The sequence below is a fragment of the Acinetobacter sp. 5862 genome (assembly GCF_024494585.1).
GTDB lineage: Bacteria > Pseudomonadota > Gammaproteobacteria > Pseudomonadales > Moraxellaceae > Acinetobacter.
Genome location: NZ_JANHGP010000056.1, coordinates 12,669 through 36,410 on the forward strand (window position 1 = coordinate 12,669; position 23,742 = coordinate 36,410).

Consider the following 23,742-nt stretch of genomic DNA (forward strand, 5'->3'; position numbering starts at 1 on the left):
AAAAGAAGCATAAAAGTACTGACAATTTATAATAAATTACGATAAATTGGCGCACTTCTTTTTTTGTAGCAGGGGTTATTTTTGTCTCAAATGACCCTTAAAACCATAGCTGATCTTTGATCAACGATTATGAGGATAACGCCGTTGACAAATATTTCTGGGACTCCATCGGTAGCTAAACTGCAAAAAACGCTAGGTCTCTGGCACATTATCATTATTGGTTTGGCTTATATTCAACCGATGACCTTGTTTGACACTTTCGGTCTGGTATCAGAAGAAAGTCATCACCACGTTCCTACCTCTTACATTGTGGCATTGATTGCGATTTTGTTTACATCGCTAAGCTATGGGCACATGATTCGCCGTTATCCATCTTCTGGATCGGCTTATACTTACGCTCAAAAATCAATCCACCCAAATGTTGGCTTTATGGTGGGGTGGTCTTCTTGGCTCGATTATTTACTATCACCAATGGTCAATATCATCTTGGCGGGAATCTATCTGGATGCCTTATTTCCAAATGTAAACCACTGGGTCTGGGTGATTATCCTGACTGCCTTTATGACTGGCATCAACCTGCGTGGCGCTCGTTTTGTTGCAAACTTTAATAGCTTGATTGTTTTAGTTCAACTGATCGTCATCGGTGTATTCACCTATTTGGTTTATAACAAACTACAAATGGGGTATAACGCAGAAGGTCCAATTACTGCAGAAACACGCTATCAACTTTGGAGCTTACAACCGTTCTGGAATGAGCTAACCTCTATTGGCGCATTAATTACAGGTGCGACTTTACTGTGCTTTTCATTTACAGGTTTTGACTCGCTAAGCTCTCTAGCAGAAGAAACCAAAGATACTGAAAAGACCTTACCAAAAGCGATTTTCTTGACTGCATTATTCGCAGGTGTAATTTTTATTATCAGCACCTACTTTATGCAAATTTACTTTCCGAATGATCCTAAAACTTATTTTGAGGACGTCGCCGCAACCCAACCTGACATCCTGTTGCTGGTGGGTGGTTCGTTATTCCAGTCCTATGTGCTTGCCTTTGCGATTGTGACGGTCATGGCATCTGGTATTTCGGCTCATGCTGGCGTATCACGTTTAATGTATGTAATGGGCCGTGATGGCGTCATCAACAAGAAAATCTTCGGCCATATTAGTCATAAAACATATACCCCATCTTATAATATTATCATTGTAGGATTGGTCGCATTAAGTGCTGGTTTTATGAGTTTGGATGTTGTGATTTCAATGATCAGCTTTGGTGCTTTGATTGCATTTACTTTTGTGAATCTCTCAGTGATTTCTCGCTATGCATTACGTGATGGCCGTACAAAGAATTTCAAAGATATTTTAAACTTTGTCATCATTCCTCTTTGTGGCTTCCTGAGTGTCTTCGCTATGTGGCTAGAAATTGAAGATACAGCATTAAAATATGGTTTATGGTGGGCAATGTTTGGTATTTTATATTTAGGCTATAAAACCAAAGGCTTTAAATATAATGCACCTCAACACAATGAACACGAATAAAATCATCTAAATCTAAAAAGGCGCTAAATGCGCCTTTTTATTAACTCAAAAACTTAGCTATGCAGTTTTTCAACAATTGATTTAACACGTTCCGCATACAACTTCGCTGTTTCTAAGTCCCCTGTTGGAATCTGATCTACACTCGCATCAGAAGGTGATTGAACCAGTAAGCCAACAGAACCGCCTAAATTATTCACATCTTCGCGTTTTGCGGCTTTGGTATTGGCTGGAAGTAAACCTAAACTCACCCAAATACCACCATGCTGAGAAGCTAAGGTTTGTAATTGAATCAACGTCACTTGTTTATCACCATTTAAACTCGCACTGTTTGTAAATCCTGCAAAAACTTTATCTTGCCAACCACGTGTGAACCATAACCTTAGTTGTTGCAAGCCCGTATGGTGATCTCTAACCAAAGAAATTAAAGTTGTTTAAAACCCTGTTGTCTCCACGCTTCATAGACAATCACGGCGGTTGCGTTAGAGAGGTTCAAACTTCTTGAATTTTCAGCCATTGGCAGACGAATCCATTGCTCTTGTGGGAACATTAAACGCACTTGTTCAGGTAAACCACGAGTTTCAGGCCCCATTAACAAAGCAACTGGACGATTTAAATCCACTGTATGGGGTGTGGCAGAACCTTTGGTGGTCAATGGAAAAACATGCTCAACACCTTTGGTTTTTAAATCGGCAAGACAAAGTTCGATATTGTCCCAAATTTGCATTCTTGCCCATTCGTGGTAATCCAAACCTGCTCGCTTCAATTTCTTATCGTCTAGTTCAAAACCTAAAGGTCTCACTAAATGCAATTGAGCACCTGTATTGGCACACAAACGAATAATATTACCTGTGTTTGCAGGTATTTCTGGTTCGTATAGGACAACATGAATCACAAATTTTCTCTACTATTCAAATTCTCCAGATCTATTTATTCAATAGATCTGGAATGACGACAACGCCATAAAGGAAATTTTATTGCCATTTTAACTGTTCACGCAGACTAACTACTTCACCAATAATGGTTAAAGTCGGTGCTACGATATGATGCTCAGATACTTTGGTCGCTATATCCGCTAAAGTTCCAACCACCACATTTTGATCTGGCGTGGTACCTTTGGAAATAAGTGCAACTGGCATATTTGGACGCTGGCCGTGAGCAATCAGTTGCTCACAAATGCGTTCTAAACCAACCAAGCCCATGTACAACACCAGAGTTTGGTTTTCATACACTAGCTCATTCCAAGGAAGTTCTGGTGATCCCTCTTTAAGGTGTCCTGTTAAAAAACGTACGCTTTGTGCGTAATCACGATGCGTGAGTGGAATACCTGCATAAGCAGAACACCCTGAAGCCGCTGTAATACCCGGCACAACTTGAAATGTAACATCAGCTTCAACTAATTCTTGAATCTCTTCACCACCACGCCCAAAAATAAATGGATCACCACCTTTTAAGCGGCAAACACGCTTACCCTTTTGTGCATATTCAACCAACAAAGCATTAATACCATCTTGCGGGACTGAATGATTAGAACGTGCTTTACCGACATAAATCTTTTCAGCATCACGGCGGCACAATTCTAAGATTGGTGCAGAGACCAAACGATCATAAATCACCACATCAGCTTGTTGCATCAAGCGTAATGCTTTTAAAGTCAGCAACTCTGGATCACCAGGACCCGCACCCACTAAATAGACTTCACCTTTCGGTGCAGTCCATTCTGTTAAGGCTTGTTCAATTAAATTATTTGCCACCTCAAGATTGTCATTAAAGACTTGCTCTTTTAGTGGACTTGCGTATAAGTTTTCCCAAAAAATACGACGCTCATCTGAATTGGCAATTTTTTCTTTCACCTGTTTACGCCATTGACCAGAAAACTCAGCTAATTTACCCATACCATGTGGAATAGAACTTTCTAACTGTGTACGAATTTGACGTGATAAAACAGGCGAAGCTCCATTTGAAGCCACAGAAATAACGAGTGGTGACCGATCAATAATTGCAGGCACCATAAAACGACAATTTGGAATATCATCCACGCTATTGACGAGAAGATTACGTATCTCACATTGCTCAAAGACAGCTTTATTCACATCAGGCTGATCTGTCGCTGCAATCACTAGGCGATAAGGCGTTGCTAAAATATTTACAGAAAAAGGGGCTTGGATATATTGACCCAGTGACTTCTCAACTAATTCTTGCAAATCAGGCTCAATCTCTGGTGCAATCACATCAATAATCGCACCAGCTTTGACTAACAAGTTTGCTTTGCGGTAGGCAATATGCCCACCACCCACAATCAGGCAACGTTGCTGCTGCAACTTTAAAGAGATTGGGAAAATTTCCACGATACGCCTCTATATTTTTAGATCTGATTGAGCTAAAGCAAAAACTATGCACAAATTCGATGCATTTTAGTCGATATAACTAATACCGCCCATATATGGACGTAAAACTTCAGGAATCTCAATCGAACCATCCGCACGTTGATAATTTTCCATCACTGCAAGCAAAGTACGACCTACAGCTAAACCTGAACCATTCAACGTATGCACCAATTCGATCTTCTTCTGATCTACGCGGTAGCGTGCTTTCATTCGTCGTGCTTGGAAATCGCCCATGTTTGAGCAACTTGAGATTTCACGATAGGTATTTTGGCTTGGCACCCATACTTCTAAGTCATAAGTTTTGGTTGCACCAAAACCCATATCACCACCACAGAGCAAAATTTTACGATATGGTAAGCCTAATGCCTGCAAAATGCCCTCTGCATGTGCAGTTAGTTCTTCAAGCGCCTGCATTGAGTGCTCTGGTTTTGAAATTTGCACCATTTCGACCTTATCGAATTGATGTTGACGGATCAAACCACGGGTATCACGACCATAAGAACCTGCTTCGCTACGGAAACATGGTGTATGTGCTGCGTATTTAAGTGGTAAACGATCTGCATCTAAGATTTCGTCACGCACAAAGTTTGTTACTGGCACTTCTGCGGTCGGGATCAGGTAATATTCTTTTTCACCTTGCAACTTGAATAAGTCTTCTTCAAATTTAGGTAGCTGACCTGTACCACGTAAACTATCTGCATTAACTAAATAGGGTACATAAGCTTCGGTATAACCATTTTTGAGCGTATGCGTATCTAACATAAACTGCGTCAAAGCGCGTTGTAGACGTGCCAAAGGACCTTTGAGTACGCTAAAACGTGAACCTGTTAATTTGGTTGCTGTTTCAAACTCAAGCCCACCCATCCACTCACCAAGATCAGTATGATCTTTGATCTCAAAATCAAATTGGCGTGGTGTGCCCCACTTTAAGATTTCAACATTATCGCTTTCATCTTTACCTTCTGGAACAGATTCATCAGGTAAGTTAGGAATCGCCAGTGATTTTTGCTCTAGTTCAGTTTGCAACTCAGCAAGCGCAACTTCAGCAGCTTTGATTTCATCGCCAATGGCAGCCATACGTGCCATAATTTCAGATGCATCACCACCCGATTTTTTGATTTGACCAACTTGTTTTGCGCCCGCATTACGCTCTGCCTGCAAGTTTTCAGCTTTGGACTGCAATTCTTTACGGCGTGCTTCTAAATCCGCCCATTCTTGTACATTAAGCTGAATACCACGTTTTGCTAAAGCAGCATTCACTGCTTCAATATTATTTCTGAGTAATTTTGGGTCGATCATAATCAATCATGAATAGAGAAAAAACTGGCTATAGTGTAAGGCTTTAACCTAAAAAAATACAGCGATTGGCAATAAACTATCAGCATCTATAAACAATGTTTAGATGCTGACTAACAACTAATTTGGCTCTTTCGGTAAGCTTGGTAAATATTCAGACTTGATAAATTTTTTGGCTGAATAATACGGTAAAGTTAATTCGCTCATCCCTTCTGCATAAGAGGCCAACTCATACAATGGATAGACGAACACGATCCCATTGACTCCATAATAAAAATTATCACTGACTTGCAATTGATCTTTCTTAATTTGGTGATCATCTAACCAGTTTTGATTAGCAGCATATAACTCATCACGAAGTTTTTGGTTCATGTCAGGTTTAATTAATTCACTTACAGTAATATGTTTCTTATTCGACAAATCAAAATTCACAAATTCTTGATGTGACATACCATGCGCAGCACCAGCTGAATATGAATAAGTCTGAATTGCGAAAGTCGCCAAATTATAATTTTGCCCTACAAAACGTACATAGGTACTACTTTCACTGAGTGATGGCTCATCGGCTGGCAGCTTGACTTTCTGGTCGGCGATATTGGCAAAGGCATTCGGCTCTGCTTTTTTCATACGATTAAGAAAATATTCATCAATCCATTTTTGATTGGTTTCAACATTTTGTAAATCATACTTGGTACAACCATCTTCTAAACAGACTTTTTGTTTGGGTATTTTGACTGCAATAACTTTCGCTTGAATGAGTGGAATATCTACTTTGTCCTTTTCATTAGTTGTATCTTTTTTAGGTTGGCAACCTGTTAATGCAATAACTGTCAGGATAGGAAGAAGCGGAATATTTTTTGATAATTGTGTAAAGTTCATCGTCATGCAAGTCTCTGATGTTTTTCTTCACTATACAAAGCCTTGCCTATAGATGAAATTAAGAAATGTATCTACATTTCACCTCAAAGAGCAACAGTAATTGCAGCTCTTTGAGTATTTAGAATATTACTGATCAATAATATCCGTACCTTTCGGTGGCGTGAAATTAAATACTGATGCAGGAATAGTTGGATTAACTTTTACATTAGTAAATCGAACATTCGTTGTTTGACCTAAAGAATCTTGTAAGACCATCAAGTTAGGTGCCTTATTTGCACCAAAACTAATCGTTAAACTTTGAAATGCTCCATCCTCTTGTTTTGGATACAAAGTATAATAAAGCTTACTACGATCAGGCTGCGTTACGCGATAAGATTGCATAATCTGTTTGGTATTCCCTGACAGTAAAAGCGCTGGGGTATTCGCAATTTGATCATCCAAACTTTGACGTACTGCCTGTTGAAGATCAGGATCATAAATCCAGACGACTTTACCTGTAGTCACAATCGTTTGTTTAGCAGGACTTGTGGTTTCCCAATAAAACTTTCCAGGTCGTTCAACTTTCATTGAACCTTTAAAAGTCTGGTTCATATGTTGTGCAGTTAAACCTTTTTTCTGAACTGCTTTATTACTCGCAGCTACTTTGGTACTTTGTTCAAAATCTGCTGTGAATCTTTGTAAGCCAGAGAGTTGTTGAACCAAACTATTCGTCGCCTGCTGAGTCGATGCAGCCACAGGTGCAGCAAATACCTGACTACTCACAACAGGAGCAAGTGTAGCTACACTTAAAGTTGTTGCATAAGCGATTTTTTTTACGAAATTCATAAAATGAACCTTCTATCAGATTTTTACTGTTATGACGACATCTTACTGTTTTTGATCATTTAAAAAATGAAGAAAAGCATTGGTTTTGTGTATTTCGTGTCGCAAAGGTCTGCATTATGTATGAAGTTACAGCCTTTATGTAGAAATTGTAAATATAAAAAAACCCGCTAAAAGCGGGTTTTTCTGAACTATTAAAGCTTAAGCTTCAACAGTTACATAGCGACGGCCAAATTGACCTTTCACTTCAAATTTTACTACGCCGTCAGCAGTAGCAAATAAAGTATGGTCACGACCCATACCAACATTTGCACCAGCGTGGAATTCTGTACCACGTTGACGAACGATGATGTTACCAGCAGTTACAGTTTGACCACCGTAAACTTTAACACCTAACATCTTAGGATTCGAATCACGACCGTTCTTCGTCGATCCACCGGCTTTTTTAGTTGCCATGTCTATTTACTCCTGAGTTAGCCTGCGATACCAGTAATTTTCAACTCGGTAAACCATTGACGGTGACCTTGTTGCTTACGGTAGTGTTTACGACGACGCATTTTGATGATGCGGATTTTGTCGTGACGACCATGGCCAACTACTTCTGCAGTTACTTTTGCGCCAGCTACTACTGGAGCACCGATTTGAATGCTGTCACCGTTAACAACCATTAATACGTCATCAAACGTAATAGTTGAACCAGTTTCTGCTTTCAACAATTCTACTTTAAGGGTTTCACCCTCAACAACACGGTGCTGTTTACCACCGCTTTGGATTACTGCGTACATAATGTACTCCAACATGCCCGTGTCGTCGTGTCGATAAAGGGATATACCGAGCTTAAAACGAACGCCACTGGGGTTATACAAGGGGACAAATTTTAAGTGAAAATTGATCAAACAACAAGTCATTTTGCACAAATGCAGAGATATTGATAAGTTGCTTGGATTTTTTAATGAAATCAATTAGATTGATGTCGGCTTGTTTTGATTGATTCTGATCAAAATTTGAAATACATTTTGAAAAACAAATTGCGACAATAACAAACTGTGTTTTTATCAAGTCATAAGTAGAGTGATATCGGTTTATAGAGAATTGCCGTTATTTGGCTAAATTAAGACCAAAAAACTCACCGTCTTGTTGTAAATCACAGATTACATGACTTGTATAACTGTTTAGCAATAAATTAATTGATACACTTGGCAACATTATCCACCTATACGAGGTTTTCCTTCATATGGTTATCGATTTCAAGCAAGACATTCTCTCCCCTGTTGCGACAGATTTTGCTGCGATGGATCACCTGATCAATGAAGGTATAAGTTCTAAAGTTGGTCTTGTTATGTCGGTGAGTAAACATGTTGTTGAAGCAGGCGGCAAACGTATGCGCCCGATTATGTGCTTGCTTGCGGCACGTGCCTGTGGGGTTGCCAATATGCAACAGGCGCAGCATTTAGCGGCAATTATCGAAATGTTACATACCGCCACTTTGGTGCATGATGATGTTGTCGATGAATCGAATTTACGTCGTGGTCGCCCAACTGCAAATGCCACTTGGAACAATCAAACGGCCGTTTTGGTCGGTGATTTCCTGATTGCCCGTTCCTTCGATTTATTGGTCGATTTAAACAACATGACCTTGTTGAAAGATTTTTCATCGGGTACTTGTGAAATTGCCGAAGGCGAAGTCTTACAACTACAAGCGCAGCACCAACCCGATACCACCGAAACCACTTATTTAAAAATTATTCACGGTAAAACCTCACGCTTATTTGAACTCGCCACCGAAGGCGCGGCGATTTTGGCGGGTACAGAACAATACCGTGAACCCCTGCGCCGCTTTGCTGGACACTTTGGCAATGCCTTTCAAATTATTGACGATATTTTAGACTACACGTCGGATGCTGAAACATTAGGTAAAAATATTGGTGATGATTTAATGGAAGGCAAACCCACTTTACCGTTAATTTCAGCATTAGTACGTTCAACGGGTGAAGAACACGAGATTATCCGTCGTAGTATCGCCACAGGTGGTATCGAGCACCTAGATAAAGTTATTCAAATCGTGCATAACTCGGGCGCAATCGAATATTGCCAAAAGCGCGCCCAACAAGAAACGGATGGCGCATTAGAGGCTTTAAAAGCCTTACCTGATAATGAATATCGACAAGCACTGATCAATTTGACCTTAATGGCCTTACACCGACTCCAATGATGTTCTAATTGCCTATGCATTTAAATTTATCTGATTTATTTTTAAAAATGCAGGAACAGCTTGAACTCCCTCAAGCTGCTCTTGACGAAAACCTAATTATTGAACTGGTCAATCGTATACGACCAGCTGATCCTAACGATGCCAATGAAGTAAAATCACGTATTGATGCATTGGTTAGGATTTTATTACTCACTCCTGCATCCTCCATTTTGCTTCAAAACTTTTTATTACGTCTGATTAGCCAATATAAACAAATTAGCTTGTATGCCGACAGTGGGATTCTCTCTTTGGATGGCTTTTGGAACCAGTTAAGCCAACGATTAGGCGCTCATTTTCTTCCTTTAATTGAAGATGGTCAGCAACTCAGAACATTAGTGGGTAAAGTTTTTCACCAAGAAACTGATAGCGATTGGTTAGCTTTAATTGATACACAAGATTGGATTCGTTTATTTAGCCTAATCAGTGAAAGTCATAGCAATAGTAAAGAAAAACTCTATTCTAAAAATGAATTAATAAAAGCGATTACTGTTCTTTCATATCGAATCAGTGGCATTGGCTTATATCCTGAGTTTATTAATGCCTTACCTGACATTATTGAATACGAATCTCCTTTTCTGGTTCAAAACCGAGAAATTGTAGAATTTATTGAGAAGTATAAAAAACAGATCGAAGATCAAGATAGCATTGTAGTTCTCCCGCCTCCTGATGCATCACAAGCATTTGTTATGCTGGATCAATGTCGCGAAGTTGTACTCAAAATCCGCAGAGCAACCAAGCGTATTGGTGTAAGTATCAGTTTGACTTATTTACTCTCGCTTTTGGAACAAGCGCTTGATCGAATTGAATTATTGCTTAGTTTATTGGTCAGCAAAAATGAAATTCGATACCGATCATTGGGTGAGTTAATCACAGATCTAACTCAAGCGAATTATGATGAAAAAAGTGTGCGTCACTTACTGAGTTCTACCAGTGAGTTAATTGCGTTACAGGTTACTGAGAATGCAAGTAAGACAGGCGAACATTATGTAAGTACTGACAAAGCTGGCTTTTGGGGAATGTATAAGGCTGCTGCGGGTGCAGGTGCAATTATTGCGACCATGGCAACCTTAAAAATACTGACAGCGCGTTTGGTCTTGGCTCCATTTGGACATGCATTTCTATATAGCATGAACTATGCGTTGGGTTTTATGCTGATTCATGTGCTGCATTTCACCGTTGCAACTAAACAACCAGCAATGACAGCTGCTGCTCTCGCAGCAACAGTGCAACATCAAAAAGGTAGTAAAACCGCACAAATTGCTGAACTCGCAGCTTTAATTATCAATATTATTCGTACTCAATTTGTGGCTATCCTCGGCAATATCTCGATTGCGATTCCAGTAGCTGCACTTATTACTTTCTTATGGCAATACAACTTACATGAACCTTTGCTTTCACCTGTTAAAGCAAGTAAAACACTGCACTCCTTAAATCCATTCACTTCTTTGGCCGTTCCACATGCAGCAATTGCTGGTGTGTGCTTATTTTTATCAGGTTTACTTGCAGGATATTTCGATAACCTAGCCGTATATCGAAAGGTAGGTCCTCGTTTAAAACAGCATCTTCGTTTGAAACGTTTAATGGGACAAGAAAGACTGGATAAGTTTGCTAATTATATCGAAACCAACTTAGGTGCTTTAGCTGGTAACTTCTTGTTCGGTATCATGCTTGGAAGTATGGGGACGATTGGTTTTATTCTAGGCTTACCACTAGATATTCGTCACATTGCCTTTGCATCTGCAAATTTTATACAAGGCTTAATGACTATTAGTGGATCACCTGATATTGGTCTAATCCTTGTATCGTTCCTTGGTGTCATGCTCATTGGTTTAACCAACCTATTTGTTAGCTTTACTTTGACTATTATTGTTGCTTTACGCGCTCGTCGCGTACGTTTCGCACAATGGAAACCATTGGCAAAATTGGTACTCACCCACTTCTTAACACGACCAAGTGATTTCTTTTGGCCACCAAAGCAACCAATCGAAGTAGATGATGATGCATCAAGTGAACAAAAAGTGAGACATTAATCAATTTTTGTTATGTTTTTTTACTGAACCTTGAGAAAATCTGAAAATGAAATTATCATAAAATTTCAAGACTTGACCAAAAGTGTACTCACAAGTACACTTTCAAACATTATATAACCCTGAACAATGGTTAAGCAAATAATGAGGTTCGCATGCCGTACCTACTGCTTTGTATTGGTTGCATTTTTTTGATAATCGGTGTGATGGGGCTGTTTTCTCCAAGCATATCAAATTTAGACCTTAGAGGTGTTCAAATGCTATTTGAACACCGTTCGTTTGCGTTTAACCACGTAGCCGTTCTGTTTTCTCGCCTAGGAGGCATGCCCTTTTTACTGGTTTTGACGTCGTTTTTTTGTATCCATCAAATTCGAAAGAAAAACTATAAAAAGGTCATATTTGTCGCCCTGAGCGTGATCGGTAGCATTGTAATTGGTTGGCTTCTGAAATGGGGCATTGATCGACCAAGACCGTTGGCGTTTTATCATTTAGTTCAAAGTTATGGAGCATCCTTCCCAAGTGCCCATAGCCTGTATGCTGCAACCCTATCGAGTATAGTTCTGTTGCTATCACAACAGCACAAATATCGTTCCAGTATCGTTTTAGTATCTGTTTTATGGTTAATAATCATGGGGATATCTAGAGTTTATGCAGGGGTTCATTACCCAACTGATGTATTGGCTGGTTGGGGTATTGGGTTGATTTTGACTTCGTTGCTTTGGTTTTGGCTGTATCAAAGCAATTTCAGCAACAATTTGTTTTTAGATAAAAAATCTAAATTGAGGTGGAACAATGATGTCGGCTAAGCTTTGGGCACCTGCCCTCACTGCTTGCGCATTAGCAACAAGCATTGCGCTTGTTGGTTGTAGCAAAGATCCTAAAGATGAACAGCAAGCTGCTGCTGCTCAAAAAATGCCGCCTCCAGAAGTTGGTGTTATCGTTGCTCAACCACAAAGCGTTGAACAAAATGTTGAACTTTCTGGGCGCACTTCTGCGTATCAAATATCAGAAGTTCGTCCACAAACGGGTGGCGTTATTTTAAAGCGTTTATTTGCTGAAGGCAGTTATGTCGAAGCAGGTCAAGCGCTTTATCAAATAGATGCTAATACCAACCGTGCAACTGCTGACAATGCTCGTGCAGCTTTATTGCGTCAGCAAGCTAATTTAAATGCATTGCGTGTGAAAGAAAATCGTTATCGCCAATTGGTTGGTACTAACGCCGTTTCTAAACAAGAATATGATGATATTAATGCTCAAGTAAAATTGGCTGAAGCTGATGTAGCTGCAGCTCAGGCAGCATTGAAAAATGCTGAAATTACTTTAGGTTATTCAACTGTTCGCGCACCTATCTCAGGGCAATCTAGTCGTTCTTCGGTAACTTCTGGTGCTTTAGTTACTGCAAACCAAGCAGATCCGTTGGTGACAATCCAACAACTTGATCCAATCTATGTAGATATCAATCAATCAAGTGCTGAAATGCTCCGTTTACGTCAGCAGTTGAGTAAAGGTAGTTTAGATAGTAGTAATAATACGCGCGTCAAACTCACACTTGAAGATGGTTCAGATTATCCTATCGAAGGACAACTCGCATTCTCTGGTGCGAGTGTTAACCCTGAAACAGGATCAGTCACTTTACGTGCCGTTTTCCCAAATCCAAATCACTTGTTATTACCTGGTATGTACGCAACTGCAAAAATTTCTCAAGCAGTTCTACCTAATGCATATCTGATTCCACAAGCAGCTGTAACTCGCTTACCTACAGGACAAGCAATTGCTATGGTCGTAAATGCGAAAGGTGCTGTAGAGACTCGACCAGTGACGACAGCAGGGGTTCAAGGTCAAGACTGGATTATTACCGATGGTTTAAAAGCGGGTGATAAAGTTATTGTGGATGGTGTTGCAAAGGTAAAAGAAGGTCAAGAAGTTAAGGCTAAGCCTTACCAACCTCAAGCATCACAAGGTCAAAATGCTGCCCCTAAAGCAAATGAACAAAAACAAGCTGACTCTTCAAAAACTGAACAAAAAGCTACTTCACAAGCTTAAGGGGTAGATTGCATGGCTCAATTTTTTATCCATCGCCCAATTTTTGCATGGGTGATTGCGTTGGTGATTATGCTGGCGGGTATTCTCACCCTCACCAAAATGCCAGTTGCGCAATACCCAACAATTGCACCGCCCACGGTGACAATTTCTGCAACATATCCAGGTGCTTCAGCTCAGACTGTTGAGAATACGGTTACTCAAATCATTGAACAGCAAATGAATGGTTTGGATGGTTTGCGTTATATCTCTTCAAACAGTGCGGGTAATGGTCAAGCATCGATCAACTTAAACTTCGAACAAGGCATTGATCCTGATATCGCCCAAGTACAAGTTCAAAACAAACTGCAATCAGCAACAGCACTGTTACCTGCTGACGTACAACGTCAAGGTGTAAAAGTGACGAAGTCTGGTGCAAGCTTCTTGCAAGTTATTGCATTTTATTCGCCAGATAACAGCCTTTCTGCTTCTGACATTAAAGATTATGTGAACTCAAATATTTCTGAGCCACTGAGTCGTGTGGCAGGTGTAGGTGAACTCCAAGTATTTGGTGGTTCATATGCAATGCGTATTTGGTTAGATCCAGCAAAACTTACTAGTTTTAATCTCACACCTTCAGATGTTGCAGCAGCTATACGTTCACAAAATGCTCAAGTTGCGGTAGGTCAATTAGGTGGTGCCCCAGCAGTTCAGGGACAAGTTTTAAATGCGACGGTAAATGCACAAAGTATGTTGCAGACTCCAGAGCAGTTTAAAAACATTTTCCTAAAAAATGCTGCTGATGGCGCACAAGTGCGTTTAAGTGATGTTGCACGCGTTGAGTTAGGTTCTGACAACTATCAGTTTGACTCTAAGTTCAATGGTAATCCTGCAGGTGGTGTCGCGATTAAACTTGCGACGGGTGCAAATGCGCTAGATACAGCTGCTGCAGTTGAAAAACGTTTATCAGAATTACGTGTGAACTATCCAAGTGGTTTAAAAGATAAACTTGCTTACGATACGACACCATTCATTAAGCTTTCGATTGAAAGTGTAGTACACACACTGATTGAAGCTGTTGTTCTTGTATTTATCGTCATGTTCCTGTTCTTACAGAACTGGCGTGCGACGATCATTCCGACACTCGCAGTCCCTGTAGTTGTATTGGGAACTTTTGCGGTAATCAATATTTTCGGCTTCTCAATCAACACGCTCACCATGTTTGCGATGGTACTTGCGATTGGTCTGTTGGTCGATGATGCGATTGTAGTCGTCGAGAACGTCGAACGTGTGATGCAAGAAGAACACCTTGAACCTGTACCTGCTACTGAAAAGTCGATGGGTCAAATTTCTGGTGCTTTGATTGGTATCACTAGTGTATTAACGGCGGTATTCGTACCAATGGCATTTTTTGGTGGTACAACTGGTGTAATTTACCGTCAATTCTCTATCACTTTAGTAACGGCAATGATTTTATCTTTGATCGTTGCGTTAACGTTTACCCCTGCCCTTTGTGCAACGTTATTAAAACAACACGATCCAAACAAAGAACAAAGCAACAGTATCTTTGCACGTTTCTTCCGTGGTTTTAATAGTGGGTTCGAGAAACTTTCAGAGAAATATCAAGGTGGTGTCAACCGTATGACCCATCATAAGTTGTTCTCTGGAGTCATTTATATCGTTGTTATTGCTGCTTTAGTTGGTTTATACAAGATGTTGCCTTCGTCTTTCTTACCTGAAGAAGACCAAGGTGTAGTTATGACACTTGTTCAATTACCACCGAGTGCAAGTCTTGAAAGAACAGATAAAGTCATCACCACTATGACTGATTACTTCTTAAATAAGGAAAAAGAGCATGTAGAGTCGATCTTTACTGTGTCTGGCTTCTCATTTACAGGGGTTGGTCAAAATGCTGGTCTTGCTTTTATCAAATTGAAAGACTGGAGCGAACGTACAACACCTGAATCACAAATTGGTGCCATCATTCAACGTGGTATGGCATTGAACATGATCGTAAAAGATGCATCTTACATCATGCCATTACAGCTTCCTGCAATGCCTGAATTGGGCGTATCGTCTGGTTTTGATATTCAGTTGAAAGATGTAAGTGGTCAAGGTCATGAAAAACTGATCGCTGCTCGTAACGCTATTTTAGGTATGGCATCACAAGACAAACGTCTTGCAGGTGTACGTCCGAATGGTCAAGAGGATACTCCTCAGTACAAAATCACAGTTGACCAAGCGCAAGCTGGTGCAATGGGTGTGAGTATTAGTGATATTAACAGCACCATGAGCATGGCTTGGGGTGGTTCTTATATCAATGACTTCGTTGATCGTGGTCGTGTGAAAAAAGTTTATGTTCAAGGTGAAGCCGATACTCGCATGATGCCTGAAGACCTAAACAAATGGTATGTACGCAATAACAAAGGTGAAATGGTTCCATTCTCAGCTTTTGCTAAAGGTGAATGGACGTATGGTTCACCACGTTTAGAACGTTACAACGGCGTATCTTCTGTGAACATTCAAGGTTCTCCTGCACCAGGTGTCAGCTCAGGTGACGCGATGTTAGCAATGGAAGAAATCATTGGTAAGTTACCATCGATGGGCTTACAAGGTTTCGACTATGAATGGACAGGCTTATCTTTGGAAGAGCGTGATTCTGGTAACCAAACAGTTCCATTACTCATTCTTTCATTATTGATCGTGTTCCTGTGTCTTTCAGCATTGTATGAAAGCTGGGCGATTCCAATTTCGGTATTGTTAGTTGTACCACTAGGTATTATTGGTGCTTTCACGATGACATGGTTAGGAATGGTGATTAAAGGTGATCCAAACTTATCCTTTAACATTTATTTCCAAGTCGCAATCGTAGCCGTGATTGGTCTTTCTGCAAAAAATGCGATCTTGATCGTAGAGTTTGCAAAAGAGCTGCAAGAAAAAGGCGAAGAGTTATTTGAAGCAACATTACATGCTGCAAAAATGCGTTTACGTCCGATTATCATGACTACACTTGCATTCGGATTTGGTGTTTTACCATTAGCCCTTGCAAGTGGTGCGGGTGCAGGTAGTCAACATTCTGTTGGTTATGGTGTACTGGGTGGCGTAATTTCTTCAACACTTTTAGGTATCTTCTTCATCCCTGTATTCTTCGTGTGGATTCGTAGTATCTTTAAGTACAAACCTAAAACTTTAAATACTCAGGAGCATTGATCGTGATGCAAACTGTTTGGTCTATTTCCAGTCGTGGCATTGCAATCTCTGCACTCGCGCTGTCTTTGGCTGCCTGCCAAAGCATGCGTGGGCCAGAGCCTGTTGTGAACACAGCGATTCCTGAAAGCTTTGCGTCATATAGTAATGCTTCTGGAACTTCTATCGCAGAACAAGGCTACAAAGACTTCTTTGCTGACCCTCGTTTATTACAAGTGATTGATATGTCACTTGCCAATAACCGTGACTTGCGTACAGCGGCGTTGAATATTCAAAAAGCCCAACAGCAGTACCAAATTTCAGAAAACAACCAATTACCAACGATTGGGGCAAGTGGTAGTGCGGTTCGCCAAGTCACGCCATCTCGTGATCCTAACAACCCCTACTCGACTTACCAAGTTGGTTTAGGTTTAACGGCTTATGAGTTAGATTTCTGGGGTCGAGTTCGTAGTTTGAAAGACGCTGCTTTAGATAGTTATCTTGCGACACAAAGTTCGCGTGATGCAACTCAGATCAGCTTAATTGGACAAGTGACACAAGCATGGTTGAATTATTCATTCGCCAGTGCACAACTCAAACTTGCAGAGCAAACGCTCAAAGCACAGCAAGAGTCATTTAACTTGAACAAAAAGCGTTTCGATGTCGGAATTGATAGTGAAATTCCTGTGCGTCAGGCTCAGATTTCAGTTGAAACTGCACGTAACGATGTAGCTAACTACAAAACCCAGATTGCACAAGCTCAAAACTTGTTGAATTTATTGGTCGGTCAACCAGTTCCTGAAAACCTGTTACCAAAACAACAAGTTGCTCGTATCACACAAAAGAATGTGTTGACAGCAGGCTTACCAAGTGACTTGTTGAATAATCGTCCTGACGTCAAAGTGGCTGAGTATCAACTCAGTGCTGCGGGTGCAAATATAGGTGCTGCGAAAGCACGACTATTCCCAACGATTAGTTTGACGGGTTCAGCAGGTTATGCATCAACAGATTTAAGTGATTTGTTTAAATCTGGCAACGCACTTTGGTCAATTGGTCCGAGCATCGATATGCCAATCTTTGATTGGGGTACACGTCGTGCGAATGTCAAAATTTCTGAAACAGATCAGAAGATTGCCCTTTCAAATTATGAAAAGTCAGTTCAATCTGCATTCCGTGAAGTGAATGATGCTTTAGCAACTCGTGCCAATATTGGTGATCGTTTGAGTGCTCAACGCCGCTTAGTTGATGCCACTAACACCACTTATAAACTATCTAATGCTCGTTTCCGTGCTGGTATTGATAGCTACTTAACGGTGTTAGATGCTCAGCGTTCAGCATATTCAGCAGAACAAGGCTTATTATTATTGCAACAAGCTGATTTAAATAATCAGGTTGAGCTTTATAAAACCTTAGGTGGTGGACTTAAAGCGTCTTCAACTGAGACGATTGCACGCCAACCATCTAGCGCTGAAAAAAATAGCGCTCAATAATAAAAAACTTTGTCAAAAAAAAGCTCACTTCGGTGAGCTTTTTTATTGCATGCGTGCGGAATATTTCTTATCTTCAATACTGAAATATTAAAGACTTAGAAAAACGCTATGTTATTAAGCAGTTTAGAATCAGTTCCTGGTCACGAGATTTTACGTCAGCTAGATGTCGTTTACGGCAGTACGGTACGCAGTAAACACGTTGGACGAGATCTTATGGCAGGATTAAAAAACATTGTTGGTGGTGAACTTACAGGCTATACAGAGTTGCTTGAAGAATCTCGCCAAGAAGCGACACAACGTATGATCGATAAAGCACGTGCTTTAGGTGCCAATGCTATCGTCGGTATTCGTTTCTCGACCTCAAATATCGCTCAAGGTGCATCTGAACTCTTTGTCTATGGAACAGCTGTCGTCGTCCAGCCGATCACACCAAAACTTCCTGATCCATTTAGCGCTTAGGCATGTCTATGAGTGGATTAATTTTACAAATCGTTCTTTTCTTAATTCTGTTCACTGTAGGTTGGGGATTCGGTCGTCATATCGAACAAAAACATCTTCGTGAATTAGATGAAAAAGAAAAACAATTTGCTCATATTCGTATTGATAGCAATCGATTCGTTGAAACTCAATCAAATGGACAACTGGTAAGTAGCAATGTCGTCATTTCACATGATTACTTTAAATACATACTTGCCAATATTCAAAACTTTTTCGGCGGTCGCCTGACCAGTTATGAAAGTGTGGTTGAACGTGCACGTCGTGAAGCCATGCTCCGCCTCAAGCAAGAAGCAGATCGAATAGGCGCAAATCATATTATGGGAGTTCGTCTCAGCACCACAGAATTAGGTATGCAAGGTGGTATGGTTGAAGTGTTTGCCTATGGCACGGCTATTTTAAATGAGTAAAAGGGAGCAAAAGCTCCTTTTACTTCACCTTGGTTTTACGAATCATTTTATACAACAGGCTTGGTGACAAACGGGACACCAATACACCCAGTTGCTCTTTCTTCCCACCGACAACCACATATTCCTCACCTGCCATCAAAGCCTCAACCACACGCTGGGCGAATACATCGGCATCCAAACCATTTTCAATGGCTTCATCTTGATGCCCTTGTGGTTTGCCCTCACCATTTAAAGCATTAAATGAAACATTGGTTTTAACAAAACCAGGAAAAACCACTGAAACTGCTATTCCCTCTTTGGCGACTTCCGCACGTAAGCTATTGGCCCACATGTGAATTGCAGCCTTAGCCGCAGAATAAGTCGCGCGATATTGGGTTCCCAAAAGACCCGCCACACTCGAAATAAACACCACCCGACCTGATTTTTGTTTGCGCAAAGTGGGTAATACGGTTTTGGTAAAGAACACTTGGGAGAAATAATCCACTTCCATGATGGCACGTTCAGTGTGCATACTCGTTTCTTCAATCAACGCACGCTGACTCAAGCCTGCATTATTAATCAGCCAATCAATACGTCCTTTGGTTACGAGAACTTGTTCATGTGCATGGCGGACTTGAGCTTCATCGGTAATATCAGCAGCGATTGAAAGATGCTGTTCAGGCTTAAGTAAACCCACTCGAACCGATTCCAACTCATCATAACGACGTGAAGTCAGTACAACTTGAGCACCTTGTAAAGCGCACTCTCGTGCCAAAGCTTTACCTAAGCCCGAAGATGCACCTGTAATCCATACGACTTTATTTTCAAGACTTTTAAGTTTCGCCATGTCATATATCTCCTTTATTTATGCAGGGTGACGCATAAATTTAAGAAAGTGATCTACATAAGTTGCCGCAGCTTGTTGATCAAGTTGAGTACCTAATTTTTCTAAACGCTTATACCCTAAATGTGTGGTCATATTAATGACGCCATTTAAGGTTTTATCGACTACAAAATTAAATTTTAGGCTCTTTTTCGGCTCACGAATTAAATGATTGACACCTACATCAATCACTTCTGTGAGCAACTTCAGTGAATTGGCAATTTCCCGACTTTCCCCTTCAGCTAATTTTTGACTCGAAGCTTTAACCTGTTGAGTCAACTCTTGCTCAATCGGATAAGTCATATATACCGACTCATCTTCAACTCGAATTGTTTTAGATAAATCTTCAACCAATGGAACTAGACGATCATTCCCAAAGAATGACACTGACCATGGCATATATTTTCGGATTGCTTCTAAAATCTGCTGAATCACTTTTTCAGATTCACCTGTGAGTGAATGATGTTGATTGTCTTGCAATAGCACCATAAAAACTTGTTCTATCACTTCACATGCAATTTCAGATAAAACTGCCCCCAATGCATTTGCTTGGCTTTCTTTACTACCCTGTAAGAGCTGCGTACGGATATGAGCAAATCGCGCGTATGTATCGGCATGAATATTTAAAAAAACAGCAGTATTCATTCTAATCACCCTATTCTAGATTCCATAAAATAAGGGCTTATTCAATAAGCCCTTATTCATCCTTAGATTCTGTTTTTCTTTCATTTTTGGCTTTTCAAATGCTGAATTTACCACATTCTATTCACGATCAACATGCATAAATGCCAAAAATGGTTGACCGTGTGTTGCTTCATTAATTTTTAATAGAATTGAATAACTCATCGTAACCGTCCTTTTTTAAGTTTTAATATTTTTATATCGTTGTTTTATGCTTAAACATTTTTAATTGCGTGATGTAACACACATAAATCTAACTTTTTCAAGAAAAAAACCAACTGTTTTCATCGACTTTTTTTGATGAAAATATTCATCATTTTTTTGCTACAATAGATCTAATTTTTTATTCAATTTTAATCTTCTGTACTATGACTGACGCTCAATCTGCTCAAAATATTGCAACTACTTACGATCCAACCGAGATCGAAAAGAAATGGTATCAAATCTGGGAACAACAAGGTTATTTCAAACCCTCAGGTCAAGGTGAATCATTCTGTATCATGATTCCACCACCAAACGTCACGGGCAGCTTGCACATGGGTCATGGTTTTAACAATGCCATCATGGATGCCTTGACCCGCTACAACCGTATGTCAGGTAAAAATACCTTGTGGCAACCAGGTACTGACCATGCAGGTATTGCAACACAAATGGTCGTAGAACGTCAGCTTGGCGCACAAAACATCAGCCGTCATGACTTAGGTCGTGAAAAGTTCATTGAAAAGATTTGGGAATGGAAAGAACAATCTGGTGGTACGATTACTCGTCAAATTCGCCGTTTAGGCTCTTCTGTTGACTGGTCACGTGAACGCTTCACCATGGATGAAGGTTTATCCAATGCAGTCAAAGAAGTTTTCGTAAAACTTCATGAAGATGGCTTGATCTATCGCGGTAAACGCCTCGTAAACTGGGATCCAAAACTACAAACTGCGCTCTCTGACCTTGAAGTTGAGTCAGATAAAGAAGAAGCAGGTTCACTGTGGCATTTCAAATATTTCTTTGAAGATAAAAACCTACGCACGCACGATGGTAAAGATCACATCGTTGTCGCAACCACGCGTCCTGAAACTTTATTGGGTGATACTGCGGTTGCAGTTGCACTGGATGATGAACGCTATTCACACCTTGTTGGGCAGAACATTATCCTGCCAATTACAGGTCGCGCAGTTCCAATTGTTAAAGATGAATATGTCGATAAAGAATTTGGCACAGGCTGTGTAAAAATTACGCCTGCACATGACTTCAATGACTATGAAGTCGGTAAGCGTTGTGAATTGCCGATCATCAACATCTTTAACAAAAATGCAGAAGTATTGGCTGAGTTTGAATACATCGCCAAAGCAGGCGAGCAAATTTCTAAAACCATCGCTGCACCAGCAGACTACATTGGTTTAGAGCGTTTTGCGGCACGTAAGAAATTGGTTGAACAAGCCGAAGCGGAAGGCTGGTTAGATCAAATTCAACCATACACCTTGAAGCCACCACGCGGTGACCGTTCAGGTGTGATTGTTGAGCCATTATTGACTGACCAATGGTATGTAAAAATTGCACCATTGGCTGAGCCTGCAATTGAAGCAGTGAAAGATGGTCGCATCAAGTTCGTTCCTGAGCAGTACAGCAACATGTACATGGCATGGATGAACAACATTCAAGACTGGTGTATTTCACGTCAGCTTTGGTGGGGTCACCGTATTCCAGCTTGGTACGATGCACAAGGCAATGTCTTTGTCGGTCGTAACGAAGCGGAAGTTCGTGCCAACAACAACATCCCTGCTGATGTTGCACTCAGCCAAGATGAAGACGTATTGGATACATGGTTCTCTTCTGCGCTGTGGACTTTCTCGACTTTAGATTGGACGGGCGATGCCAAGAAAGATGCAGAAAACTATTTCCTCAATACCTTCCACCCGACTGATGTGTTAGTAACAGGTTTTGACATTATCTTCTTCTGGGTGGCGCGCATGATCATGATGACCATGCACTTCATGAAGAATGAAGATGGCACGCCGCAAGTTCCGTTCAAAACTGTCTATGTACACGGTTTAGTACGTGATGGCGAAGGTCAGAAGATGTCTAAGTCGAAAGGTAATGTACTTGATCCGTTAGACTTGATTGACGGTGTAGACCTTGAAACTTTGGTACAAAAACGTACCACAGGTTTGATGAACCCGAAACAAGCGGCGAAGATTGAAAAATCAACCCGTAAAGAATTCCCAGAAGGCATTCAAGCTTACGGTACAGACGCCGTTCGTTTCACATTCTGTGCACTCGCGAACACGGGTCGCGACATAAAATTCGACATGAAGCGTGTTGAGGGTTACCGTAACTTCTGTAACAAAATCTGGAACGCAACCCGTTTCGTATTGATGAATGTTGAAGGTCAAACCGTTGGTCAAACTGCTCGCCCTGATCTTTGGGAGTTACCTGAACAGTGGATTATCAGCCGTCTACAAAAAGCGGAAGCTGCGGTTCAACAAGCCTTTGCAACTTATCGTTTAGACTTGGCTGCACAAGCGATTTATGACTTCATTTGGAATGAATACTGCGACTGGTATGTAGAATTGACCAAGCCAGTATTGAACGATGCTGAAGTGTCGGAAGAACGCAAAGCAGAAGTTCGTCGTGTGTTATTGGCGGTGATGGAAGCGTCTTTACGTTTAGCCCACCCAATTATGCCGTACTTGACTGAAGAAATTTGGCAAACGCTTGCGCCAATGCTGGGTATTGAAGGCAAAACCATTATGACTGCGGCATACCCTGTGCCTGCTCAAGAGAAAATTAATGAGCAAGCTGAAGCGGACATGCAGTGGTTACAAGGTTTGATTGGTGCGGTGCGTAACATCCGTGGTGAAATGGGCTTAGGTAATGCACGTTTATTACCAGTGTTGCTTCAAAACACAACGGAAGCTGAAAAAGCACAGATCACACGTATTGAAGCGTTGTTTAAAGCTCTAGCAAAAGTAGAAAGCATTACTTTCTTGGCTGATGCTGAGCAACCACCATTGTCATCTTCATCTGTTGTGGGTCACGTGTCTGTATTTGTTCCAATGAAAGGTTTAATTGACCCGAAAGCGGAACTTGGTCGCCTACAAAAAGACTTAGACAAAGTACAAAAGCAGCATGACCAAATTGCGACTAAGCTTGGTAATGAAGGTTTTGTGGCGAAAGCACCTGCGGCTGTCGTTGAGGGTGAAAAAGCGAAATTAGCTGAGTTTGCTGATCAGTTAGCGAAGATTAAAGCGAATATGGATCAGATTGCTGCGCTTTAAGGTGTTGTTACTTTAGTCTAAAAAGCCATCCTAGGGTGGCTTTTTTTCATCCTATAAATATAATAGGACTTACGCATTGACAGATTCAAAAAAGTATTAAAATGCTTTATAAAGTATCTGTGATCAGACGAATTAAAC

The 23,742-nt window shown here is 40.7% G+C and carries 19 protein-coding genes and 1 pseudogene; 10 read left to right on the plus strand and 10 right to left on the minus strand.

The genetic code is table 11. From position 1 onward, the window contains the following. The first annotated feature begins 129 nt into the window (after window positions 1–129). Window positions 130–1,533: an APC family permease gene (locus NO346_RS11220; protein ID WP_171287520.1), complete on the plus strand. Its 1,404-nt coding sequence runs from the start codon at window positions 130–132 to the stop codon at window positions 1,531–1,533. 53 nt (window positions 1,534–1,586) lie between these two features. Here the strand turns inward: NO346_RS11220 and NO346_RS11225 are convergent. From NO346_RS11225 to rplU, 8 genes and pseudogenes are all read right to left on the minus strand, one after another. Beyond that, window positions 1,587–1,913 (minus strand): annotated as a pseudogene (locus NO346_RS11225) (NADPH-dependent FMN reductase); the annotation flags it as partial. Between the two features lie 41 nt (window positions 1,914–1,954). Beyond that, a complete protein-coding gene (locus tag NO346_RS11230; protein WP_256415208.1) occupies window positions 1,955–2,425 on the minus strand; it encodes a tRNA (cytidine(34)-2'-O)-methyltransferase in 471 nt (156 codons plus the stop codon). Between the two features lie 79 nt (window positions 2,426–2,504). Continuing rightward, on the minus strand, window positions 2,505–3,878 hold the full coding sequence (gene cysG / locus NO346_RS11235; protein ID WP_087543306.1) for a siroheme synthase CysG: 1,374 nt from the start codon (window positions 3,876–3,878) through the stop codon (window positions 2,505–2,507). A gap of 66 nt (window positions 3,879–3,944) precedes the next feature. Further along, window positions 3,945–5,216, minus strand: a complete 1,272-nt coding sequence (gene serS / locus NO346_RS11240; RefSeq protein WP_087536960.1) for a serine--tRNA ligase — start codon at window positions 5,214–5,216, stop codon at window positions 3,945–3,947. 117 nt (window positions 5,217–5,333) lie between these two features. After that, on the minus strand, window positions 5,334–6,098 hold the full coding sequence (locus NO346_RS11245) for an RsiV family protein (RefSeq protein ID WP_256415209.1): 765 nt from the start codon (window positions 6,096–6,098) through the stop codon (window positions 5,334–5,336). A 120-nt stretch (window positions 6,099–6,218) separates the two neighbouring features. Next, entirely contained in the window at window positions 6,219–6,917 is a 699-nt protein-coding gene (gene lolA, locus NO346_RS11250) for an outer membrane lipoprotein chaperone LolA (RefSeq protein WP_087546565.1), read from the minus strand. Window positions 6,918–7,115: 198 nt separating this feature from the next. Next, a complete protein-coding gene (gene rpmA / locus NO346_RS11255; protein ID WP_004640422.1) occupies window positions 7,116–7,370 on the minus strand; it encodes a 50S ribosomal protein L27 in 255 nt (84 codons plus the stop codon). Between the two features lie 17 nt (window positions 7,371–7,387). Next, window positions 7,388–7,699, minus strand: coding sequence for a 50S ribosomal protein L21 (rplU, locus tag NO346_RS11260; RefSeq protein WP_004664501.1), 312 nt, complete (start codon window positions 7,697–7,699; stop codon window positions 7,388–7,390). 449 nt (window positions 7,700–8,148) lie between these two features. Between rplU and sdsA the strand changes: the two genes are divergently transcribed. The 8 genes from sdsA to NO346_RS11300 all read left to right on the plus strand — a co-directional run bounded on the left by sdsA (window position 8,149) and on the right by NO346_RS11300 (window position 18,792). Continuing rightward, window positions 8,149–9,126, plus strand: coding sequence for an All-trans-nonaprenyl-diphosphate synthase (sdsA, locus tag NO346_RS11265; protein ID WP_256415210.1), 978 nt, complete (start codon window positions 8,149–8,151; stop codon window positions 9,124–9,126). A 14-nt stretch (window positions 9,127–9,140) separates the two neighbouring features. Further along, window positions 9,141–11,195, plus strand: coding sequence for a site-specific recombinase (locus NO346_RS11270; protein ID WP_004908444.1), 2,055 nt, complete (start codon window positions 9,141–9,143; stop codon window positions 11,193–11,195). A 152-nt stretch (window positions 11,196–11,347) separates the two neighbouring features. Then, window positions 11,348–11,998, plus strand: coding sequence for a phosphatase PAP2 family protein (locus tag NO346_RS11275; RefSeq protein ID WP_178882426.1), 651 nt, complete (start codon window positions 11,348–11,350; stop codon window positions 11,996–11,998). Beyond that, window positions 11,985–13,235, plus strand: coding sequence for an efflux RND transporter periplasmic adaptor subunit (locus NO346_RS11280; RefSeq protein ID WP_087546562.1), 1,251 nt, complete (start codon window positions 11,985–11,987; stop codon window positions 13,233–13,235). The genes NO346_RS11275 and NO346_RS11280 overlap by 14 nt, the downstream gene beginning before the upstream one ends. A 12-nt stretch (window positions 13,236–13,247) precedes the next feature. Next, on the plus strand, window positions 13,248–16,421 hold the full coding sequence (gene adeJ / locus NO346_RS11285; protein WP_075696744.1) for a multidrug efflux RND transporter permease subunit AdeJ: 3,174 nt from the start codon (window positions 13,248–13,250) through the stop codon (window positions 16,419–16,421). 5 nt (window positions 16,422–16,426) lie between these two features. Beyond that, complete coding sequence (adeK, locus tag NO346_RS11290) at window positions 16,427–17,887, plus strand: multidrug efflux RND transporter AdeIJK outer membrane channel subunit AdeK (RefSeq protein ID WP_004963657.1); 1,461 nt, start codon at window positions 16,427–16,429, stop codon at window positions 17,885–17,887. A 108-nt stretch (window positions 17,888–17,995) separates the two neighbouring features. After that, on the plus strand, window positions 17,996–18,346 hold the full coding sequence (locus NO346_RS11295) for a YbjQ family protein (protein ID WP_004908457.1): 351 nt from the start codon (window positions 17,996–17,998) through the stop codon (window positions 18,344–18,346). 8 nt (window positions 18,347–18,354) lie between these two features. Further along, window positions 18,355–18,792 (plus strand): YbjQ family protein, encoded by a 438-nt coding sequence (locus NO346_RS11300; RefSeq protein WP_256415211.1) that lies wholly within the window; start codon window positions 18,355–18,357, stop codon window positions 18,790–18,792. Between the two features lie 19 nt (window positions 18,793–18,811). Here the strand turns inward: NO346_RS11300 and NO346_RS11305 are convergent, their stop codons facing one another. Both NO346_RS11305 and NO346_RS11310 read right to left on the minus strand, forming a co-directional pair. After that, window positions 18,812–19,618 carry an SDR family NAD(P)-dependent oxidoreductase gene (locus tag NO346_RS11305; protein WP_256415212.1) on the minus strand — a complete coding sequence of 269 codons (807 nt, stop codon included), beginning with the start codon at window positions 19,616–19,618 and terminating at the stop codon, window positions 18,812–18,814. 18 nt (window positions 19,619–19,636) lie between these two features. Continuing rightward, on the minus strand, window positions 19,637–20,299 hold the full coding sequence (locus tag NO346_RS11310; protein ID WP_087546559.1) for a hypothetical protein: 663 nt from the start codon (window positions 20,297–20,299) through the stop codon (window positions 19,637–19,639). A 404-nt stretch (window positions 20,300–20,703) separates the two neighbouring features. Here NO346_RS11310 and NO346_RS11315 point away from each other — a divergent pair, with 404 nt between their 5' ends. Next, a complete protein-coding gene (locus NO346_RS11315) occupies window positions 20,704–23,604 on the plus strand; it encodes a valine--tRNA ligase (RefSeq protein WP_256415213.1) in 2,901 nt (966 codons plus the stop codon). Window positions 23,605–23,742 lie beyond the last annotated feature (138 nt).

Excerpts from the sequence above, each read along its gene's own strand:
- NO346_RS11220 (WP_171287520.1), top strand. The coding sequence starts at position 130 with ATGAGGATAACGCCGTTGACAAATATTTCTGGGACTCCATCGGTAGCT.
- serS (WP_087536960.1), bottom strand. The coding sequence starts at position 5,216 with ATGATCGACCCAAAATTACTCAGAAATAATATTGAAGCAGTGAATGCT.
- NO346_RS11245 (WP_256415209.1), bottom strand. The coding sequence starts at position 6,098 with ATGACGATGAACTTTACACAATTATCAAAAAATATTCCGCTTCTTCCT.
- lolA (WP_087546565.1), bottom strand. The coding sequence starts at position 6,917 with ATGAATTTCGTAAAAAAAATCGCTTATGCAACAACTTTAAGTGTAGCT.
- rpmA (WP_004640422.1), bottom strand. The coding sequence starts at position 7,370 with ATGGCAACTAAAAAAGCCGGTGGATCGACGAAGAACGGTCGTGATTCG.
- rplU (WP_004664501.1), bottom strand. The coding sequence starts at position 7,699 with ATGTACGCAGTAATCCAAAGCGGTGGTAAACAGCACCGTGTTGTTGAG.
- sdsA (WP_256415210.1), top strand. The coding sequence starts at position 8,149 with ATGGTTATCGATTTCAAGCAAGACATTCTCTCCCCTGTTGCGACAGAT.
- NO346_RS11270 (WP_004908444.1), top strand. The coding sequence starts at position 9,141 with ATGCATTTAAATTTATCTGATTTATTTTTAAAAATGCAGGAACAGCTT.
- NO346_RS11275 (WP_178882426.1), top strand. The coding sequence starts at position 11,348 with ATGCCGTACCTACTGCTTTGTATTGGTTGCATTTTTTTGATAATCGGT.
- NO346_RS11280 (WP_087546562.1), top strand. The coding sequence starts at position 11,985 with ATGATGTCGGCTAAGCTTTGGGCACCTGCCCTCACTGCTTGCGCATTA.
- adeJ (WP_075696744.1), top strand. The coding sequence starts at position 13,248 with ATGGCTCAATTTTTTATCCATCGCCCAATTTTTGCATGGGTGATTGCG.
- adeK (WP_004963657.1), top strand. The coding sequence starts at position 16,427 with ATGCAAACTGTTTGGTCTATTTCCAGTCGTGGCATTGCAATCTCTGCA.
- NO346_RS11295 (WP_004908457.1), top strand. The coding sequence starts at position 17,996 with ATGTTATTAAGCAGTTTAGAATCAGTTCCTGGTCACGAGATTTTACGT.
- NO346_RS11300 (WP_256415211.1), top strand. The coding sequence starts at position 18,355 with ATGAGTGGATTAATTTTACAAATCGTTCTTTTCTTAATTCTGTTCACT.
- NO346_RS11305 (WP_256415212.1), bottom strand. The coding sequence starts at position 19,618 with ATGGCGAAACTTAAAAGTCTTGAAAATAAAGTCGTATGGATTACAGGT.
- NO346_RS11310 (WP_087546559.1), bottom strand. The coding sequence starts at position 20,299 with ATGAATACTGCTGTTTTTTTAAATATTCATGCCGATACATACGCGCGA.
- NO346_RS11315 (WP_256415213.1), top strand. The coding sequence starts at position 20,704 with ATGACTGACGCTCAATCTGCTCAAAATATTGCAACTACTTACGATCCA.